The organism is Zarconia navalis LEGE 11467 (genome assembly GCF_015207075.1).
GTDB lineage: Bacteria > Cyanobacteriota > Cyanobacteriia > Cyanobacteriales > Geitlerinemataceae > Zarconia > Zarconia navalis.
Window position 1 is genome coordinate 2,501 of the sequence record NZ_JADEXN010000391.1, and the last position, 2,944, is coordinate 5,444.

General features: G+C 51.8%; 2 tRNA genes and 2 rRNA genes (1 of these 4 only partly in view). All 4 read right to left on the reverse strand.

The window, feature by feature from the left end:
- A 23S ribosomal RNA gene (locus tag IQ235_RS17735) occupies positions 1–691 on the reverse strand; it reaches 2,197 nt to the left of the window's first position.
- A 201-nt stretch (positions 692–892) separates the two neighbouring features.
- Positions 893–968: transfer RNA gene (locus IQ235_RS17740), tRNA-Ala, on the reverse strand.
- Positions 969–1,001: 33 nt separating this feature from the next.
- Positions 1,002–1,075: transfer RNA gene (locus tag IQ235_RS17745), tRNA-Ile, on the reverse strand.
- A gap of 136 nt (positions 1,076–1,211) precedes the next feature.
- Positions 1,212–2,702, reverse strand: a 16S ribosomal RNA gene (locus IQ235_RS17750).
- Together the 16S and 23S rRNA genes with 2 tRNA genes alongside form the textbook arrangement of a ribosomal RNA operon.
- Positions 2,703–2,944 lie beyond the last annotated feature (242 nt).

Below are 2,944 nucleotides of genomic sequence, written 5' to 3' on the forward strand. Positions count from 1 at the left end.
AAACCGTGACTGAAAACGCCCTATTCGGACTCGCTTTCGCTATGGCTGCGGCTATATTCGCCTTAACCTGCCACGACCTATCACTCGCCGGCTCATTCTTCAACAGGCACGCGGTCAGACGTTTAATCGTCCTCCCACTGCTTGTAGGCTAACGGTTTCATGTTCTATTTCACTCCCCTCCCGGGGTTCTTTTCACCTTTCCCTCACGGTACTGTTTCGCTATCGGTCACACAGGAGTATTTAGCCTTACGAGGTGGTCCTCGCGGATTCACACGGGGTTTCACGAGACCCGTGCTACTCGGGATACAATCGAGTACAAAGCCGTTTTTAACTACAGGACTTTCACCTTCTTTGGTGCGGCTTTCAACCGCTTCGTCTAACTCTTTGAGTCTCTGATGACTGTCCCACGACCCCCAGGATAATTACCCTGGGTTTAGGCTGTTCCCGCTTCGCTCGCCGCTACTAAGGGAATCGAGGTTTCTTTCTCTTCCTCGGGTTACTAAGATGTTTCAGTTCGCCCGGTTGGCTCATGCTAGTCTATGGATTCAACTAACTGTATATAGGGTTGCCCCATTCGGACATCTCCGGATCTAAGCTTGCTTCCAGCTCCTCGGAGCGTTTCGTCGGTCGCCACGTCCTTCTTCGCCTCTGTGTGCCTAGGTATTCACCGTTAGCCCTTGGTAGCTTGACCACTACTTTTTTTGGGCTTGAATAGAATAAAATCTTTGTGAGTCTCGTTGATTTTACGGACTTTCCTGACTTTAATTCAGTGACTATGCAGTTTTCATGGTTCGGGCTGGAGATTTCTCCAGCAGTCTCTTTAGAAAGTTCTAATTGAGAACTTTTAAAGATGGTGCTGAATTGTTTCTCGCGATTTCGAGTTAGATATTCCTGGTGGAGGTAAGCGGACTCGAACCGCTGACATCTGCCTTGCAAAGGCAGCGCTCTACCAACTGAGCTATACCCCCATCTCGGACTCAAATGAATAATTTGAGTTGAGGTGGGCCATCCTGGACTCGAACCAGGGACCTCACCCTTATCAGGGGTGCGCTCTAACCACCTGAGCTAATAGCCCATTTCGGAAATCACTTAAGTTCCGAAACCTTCTCGTCTGAAAGTTCGATGAGTTCAATCCTTGCACGACCTTGGGATGTTTCGGTTGGTGAAGGGATTAATAAATATCTCCTTCATCCTCCCAATGGGTCTCCCTATAAGGAGGTGATCCAGCCACACCTTCCGGTACGGCTACCTTGTTACGACTTCACCCCAGTCATCAGCCCTGCCTTCGGCACCCTCCTCCTCGAAAGGTTAGAGTAATGACTTCGGGCATGGCCAACTTCCATGGTGTGACGGGCGGTGTGTACAAGGCCCGGGAACGGATTCACCGCAGTATGCTGACCTGCGATTACTAGCGATTCCTCCTTCATGCAGGCGAGTTGCAGCCTGCAATCTGAACTGAGGCAGGGTTTTAGGGATTAGCGCGCTCTCGCGAGTTGGCTGCCCGTTGTCCCCACCATTGTAGTACGTGTGTCGCCCAGGACATATGGGGCATGCTGACTTGACGTCATCCCCACCTTCCTCCGGTTTATCACCGGCAGTCTCTCTAGAGTGCCCAACTTAATGATGGCAACTAAAAACGAGGGTTGCGCTCGTTGCGGGACTTAACCCAACATCTCACGACACGAGCTGACGACAGCCATGCACCACCTGTGTTCGCGCTCCCGTAGGCACTCTCACCTTTCAGCAAGATTCGCGACATGTCAAGCCCTGGTAAGGTTCTTCGCGTTGCATCGAATTAAACCACATACTCCACCGCTTGTGCGGGCCCCCGTCAATTCCTTTGAGTTTCACACTTGCGTGCGTACTCCCCAGGCGGGAGACTTAACGCGTTAGCTACGGCACAGCCCGGGTCGATACAGGCTACACCTAGTCTCCATCGTTTACAGCTAGGACTACTGGGGTATCTAATCCCATTCGCTCCCCTAGCTTTCGTCCCTCAGTGTCAGTTGCGGCCCAGTAGAGCGCTTTCGCCGCCGGTGTTCTTCCCGATATCTACGCATTTCACCGCTACACCGGGAATTCCCTCTACCCCTACCGCACTCTAGCTATTCAGTTTCCACTGCCTTTCCCGAGTTAAGCCCGGGTCTTTGACAGCAGACTTGAATGGCTACCTACGAACGCTTTACGCCCAATAATTCCGGATAACGCTTGCCTCCTCCGTATTACCGCGGCTGCTGGCACGGAGTTAGCCGAGGCTTATTCCTCAGGTACCGTCAGAACTTCTTCCCTGAGAAAAGGGGTTTACAATCCAAAAACCTTCTTCCCCCACGCGGCGTTGCTCCGTCAGGCTTTCGCCCATTGCGGAAAATTCCCCACTGCTGCCTCCCGTAGGAGTCTGGGCCGTGTCTCAGTCCCAGTGTGGCTGCTCGTCCTCTCAGACCAGCTACCGATCGTCGCCTTGGTATGCTTTTACCACACCAACTAGCTAATCGGACGCGAGCTCCTCTCAAGGCGGATTTCTCCTTTTCACCTTCCGGCATATTGGGGATTAGCAGCGGTTTCCCTCTGTTGTCCCCATCCTCAAGGCAGATTCTCACGCGTTACTCACCCGTCCGCCACTAGCTCCGAAGAGCCCGTTCGACTTGCATGTGTTAGGCACGCCGCCAGCGTTCATCCTGAGCCAGGATCAAACTCTCCGTTTTGAAGAGTCTCGGCTCTTATGAGTTGACGTTTGGAGTTATCTTCGCTAAACTGCTTGATAACCCCAATTTAATTTGAATTGACAAGGATTGGGTGCTATTAAATAGCTCTCTCAAACTTTCAAACGATTCAGTTGTGAAGGTTCGGTTGGCTTTGGGTTCCTCTCGTCCCCCTCAGCGCTTTACTAACATAACACGACCCTCCCAATTCCTGTCAACCCTTTTTGGGAAATATTTTGGAGAAA